The organism is Clostridioides sp. ZZV15-6597, assembly GCF_020657815.1.
GTDB lineage: Bacteria > Bacillota > Clostridia > Peptostreptococcales > Peptostreptococcaceae > Clostridioides.
This window is the reverse complement of the sequence record NZ_JAGWCT010000182.1, coordinates 1-4,148: the sequence shown is the minus strand read 5'-3', so window position 1 is coordinate 4,148 and position 4,148 is coordinate 1. Positions and strand designations below refer to the sequence as shown.

Below are 4,148 nucleotides of genomic sequence, written 5' to 3'. Positions count from 1 at the left end.
ATATTCACTACAGTTACCAAATGATAATATTGAATCTATTTCTTCAATAATAAGATTTATACTCCTAGCAATTTTTTGTTTATCTTTTCTTTCAATTTTTAATATATGATAGAATTTATCAAAAGCCTTTATTTTCTTCATGTTTCTATTAGTTTTTTTATACATAAAACTGCTATCTTGTATAAATTCATAAGGATAAATTTCATGTAATAAGTATCTTAAAGACTTTGAATTTATGATACTTGAAAAAAAATCATATCCTTTTTCAGTTAAATTATGTGCCTCATCTACTATTATATTTTCTAAAGGCTTTTCATCTTTATATGGCCATTTAGCTAATAAGGAGTGGTTTATTACTGTTATATGTTCATCTTTTAACTCTTCTGTCCTATTTTTATATAGACAATCTTTTTTACATTTTTTAGGTTTACACATGTTTGGGTCACAACTTATATTTCTTAAGTGAGTATTTATTTCCTTGAAGTTATCCAACACCCAATAGTTTATTTCTTCTATATCTCCATATTTGCCACCTTCAACTAATCTTTCTAAAAATATTAAAGATAATATTTCTTCTTTAGTAGGTTCTTGAGACTCATAATCTACTATATATGCTTCTAATCTGTCTATACATATATAGTTGTTTTTTCCCTTTATATATCCATAACTTACTTTACCATTTAACCCTAAAGAATTTAACACATTTGGAATATCTTTATTTATCAATTGTATCTGCAATTCTTTTGTATCAGTAGAAATTAGTAATCTTTTTTTATTAATTCTGGCTTCTAATATAGCTGGCAATAAGTATCCAACACTTTTTCCTATCCCTGTTGGTGCCTCTATGCACGCAATTTTTTCGTCATCTTCATTATTTCTAAACAATTCTCGTATTGCCTTAGTAAGCTCATACTGACCTGGTCTATATTCATATGTAAATCCTTCTTTACTTTCCCAGATATGCTTATATTTTAATAATTCTTCATATTTCTTTTCTTGCTCACGTAAAATTTTTAAAGTTTCTTTTTCCTTTACATTTTCTCCTTTTGGATTAAACTCTTCATGTTCTTTTATAATACTTACATCATGAAATAAATCATATTTTGCTTCTTCTAAGAATTTACTCCATTCCCATTTTCCAAGATTAAACTTATTTAGATAGGAATTTATTTTAAAACTTAATGGCTCTAGACTAGTTTTCTCATGATTATTAAATCTTATTAAAAGAGAATTTACAATATTTATAGTATCAATAGCATCTGATAAAGCTCTATTCTTGGTCTCAGATTTATCGCTAGTTAAAGTACTTTTTAAATACCCCAAACTATAATCCTTATGATATGGCTCTAAAATAACTGCTAACTCAATTGAATCAATCAATTTATTTTTTAGCTTTGGCATATAGTACTCAAAAAACTTTCTTTTAAAACTTAAATCATGACATATAATCAGACTATCTCCTACAAAATTTCTTAACTCCTCTTCTACCCTTTCTAGATTAAAAGCGTCTTCTAAATCAATTTTCTTAAGATTATCACATAGAGAGAATACTTCTATAGGCACTTCAGCTTTATTTTTTATTAACGATTGATATGTCTCAGCTTTCCAATCTTTAATTTTAACAGCTCCAACTTCTAAAATTTCTGAATTTAAATAGTCTATTCCACTAACTTCTATATCTAAAAAAACAACATCATTCAATATACTTATTATATTATCCATTTTTATATCCCTTCAAGTTAAACCAATTTAACTTCTACACAATAATTGCTCCTTATATTTTATCATTTATATGTATTTTGTTTAAGATAATTAATATTATTTTATATATCTTAAAAGAAACTTCTTTAATTTATTATTTGTATATATGAATATTTTTAACTATAAATATTCAAACTATATTGTAAGAAAGATTTACTTGAAATTTTAAATAAGAGGTGACATTGTGAAAAAAGATAGCCTAAAAAAATACATTATGATAGGGGCATTTGCTCTAATACTTTTTGGAATTGCTAGTATGAACTTTAAATCGCTAGATAAAACAAAAACTCAAATTTCTAGTCCAACACTTGATACACATGAATACGATTGGTATTTTAACCCTCGAGAGGATGGTAAACAACCCTCCCCTATAAAAGAAGCCAATTTTTTTAAGAAATATGACTCATATTATGTAGGAAACCCTAATGAAAAAGTTATATACTTATCATTTGATGCTGGATATGAAAGTGGGAACACTCCAAAGTTACTAGATACACTAAAAAAACACAATGCAAAGGCACAGTTTTTCGTAGTTGAAAGTTATATAAAAAGTAATCCAGATTTAATAAAACGTATGGAAAAAGAAGGTCATTTGGTTTGTAATCATTCAAAAAGTCATCCATCAATGGCTGGAATTACAGATTTTGAAAAATTCAAAGAAGAAATTGTAAGTGTAGAAAAAGCATATAAAGATGTTACTGGAAAAGAAATGCCTAAATATTTTAGACCACCAATGGGTAAATTTAGTGAACAATCTCTAAAATACACACAAGACTTGGGTTATAAATCTATATTTTGGAGTTTTGCTTATGTAGATTGGTATGAAAAGAAACAACCTACTCATGAGTTTGCTAAAAACAAAATTTACTCTAGAACACATCCTGGTGCAATAGTTCTATTACATCCAAATTCTTCAACTAATACTGAGATATTGGATGAAGTACTTACACATTGGGAAAAAGAAGGTTACAAACTTAAAACACTTGACTATTTAAGCAGTAAAAAATAACATTTTAATTAAAATAAAACTCCCTCATGAATTATAGTAAAAATAAATCTATTTATAAATACTTTAATTCTTGATGGAGTTTTGTGTTTTTAGAATTATTTAAAAAGTATTGTCCATTCATTTGTCTCTTCATATCCTATATTATGATATATTTTTCCTGCTATTTCATTATTATAAAAAAGACATGGTATTTTCCCTTCTGACAATAGTTCTTTACTTAAATTGTACACCATATAACTAGCAAGCCCTTTTTTTCTATGCTCTTTGTCTGTACTTACAGAAACTATCATTGCCAAAAAACTAGTTTCCATACCAGTTGATACAGTACTAATCATAGTATTATTATCTTTTATGAAATATCCTCTTACATTACCTTCTTTTAAGTATTCTTTTCTTGCTTCTATGTATTTTGGACTTACCTTATATCCTGATTCATTTAAAAGTTTTCCTATTTCATCAATGTCTTTTTCATACGCCTTTTCTATCCTATATTCATTTATAGTAGAAAAATCCAACTCTTTTATTTTCTTTAATATACAAAATTTATTATCCAATTTTTCATAAAAATCTTTGTATATACTCACTAGTCTATCTATTACACACTTTTTTCCACTTATACTTTCTATATCTAATCCTTTTATATGGCTTTCCATTTCTTCTACATCAAAATTATTTTCTAAACTATAGATTATAAGTGTTGATTTATTTTTTAATATTATAGAAGTTATACTTCCTTTTTTTGTCTGAGACCACACTTCTTGAGAATCAGAACTAAATCCATAGTTTTCAACATATCCAATTATAAATAAGTTTAAACTTTCTTCATGTGATACATATTGCCAAAATTTTTTTTCTAAAGTATTATCTATTTTTACAATCAAGTGTACATCCTCCTTTTGTGTTAATAATGATATACCTTATAATTTATAGTATCATTTAAAGTTATTAACTTCTACTAAATATTCTAAATTTTTTAAAATAATTTAAATTTGTAAATTTATAATTTTTTCAGAAAAATCAATTATTGATTATATGATATTTTCTACTTTACAAAATTGAACTATATTTTTAAATTTCTATGCAATATGTTGGTATTTCTGTTTATATTCTTTTAATGCCTCATCCCAAGCTTCCTCTACTGAGATACCTTTTTTAGTTGCAATCCTTTGTGCTAATTCTATTATTCTCATAGCTTTTCTTGATATATTCATATATTTTCCTCCTCTAAATTATCATAAATTATTTTAAAATTATTTAATTTATATCAAATATATTACTTACTTATATATTACTAACTATTTATGTACTAAGTGTGAACTATATTAGAAGAAATTTAGAACTTAATAAAACACAAATTTTATATATACTTCATATAGAT

At 25.2% G+C, this 4,148-nt stretch carries 4 protein-coding genes; 1 reads left to right on the top strand and 3 read right to left on the bottom strand.

Annotation, left to right across the window (positions count from 1 at the left end; all coding sequences use genetic code 11):
* The coding region (locus KGF52_RS20455) for a DEAD/DEAH box helicase (RefSeq protein WP_227841448.1) at positions 1 to 1,722 on the bottom strand (1,722 nt) is incomplete at its 3' end.
* A gap of 223 nt (positions 1,723 to 1,945) precedes the next feature.
* On the opposite strand from KGF52_RS20455, the gene pdaA reads away from it, so the two are divergent.
* Positions 1,946 to 2,770 carry a delta-lactam-biosynthetic de-N-acetylase gene (gene pdaA, locus KGF52_RS20450; RefSeq protein ID WP_227827295.1) on the top strand — a complete coding sequence of 275 codons (825 nt, stop codon included), beginning with the start codon at positions 1,946 to 1,948 and terminating at the stop codon, positions 2,768 to 2,770.
* 95 nt (positions 2,771 to 2,865) lie between these two features.
* Here the strand turns inward: pdaA and KGF52_RS20445 are convergent, their stop codons facing one another.
* Both KGF52_RS20445 and KGF52_RS21525 read right to left on the bottom strand, forming a co-directional pair.
* Positions 2,866 to 3,651 carry a GNAT family N-acetyltransferase gene (locus KGF52_RS20445; protein ID WP_227841447.1) on the bottom strand — a complete coding sequence of 262 codons (786 nt, stop codon included), beginning with the start codon at positions 3,649 to 3,651 and terminating at the stop codon, positions 2,866 to 2,868.
* Between the two features lie 195 nt (positions 3,652 to 3,846).
* Positions 3,847 to 3,981 carry a hypothetical protein gene (locus tag KGF52_RS21525; RefSeq protein ID WP_255611360.1) on the bottom strand — a complete coding sequence of 45 codons (135 nt, stop codon included), beginning with the start codon at positions 3,979 to 3,981 and terminating at the stop codon, positions 3,847 to 3,849.
* Positions 3,982 to 4,148 lie beyond the last annotated feature (167 nt).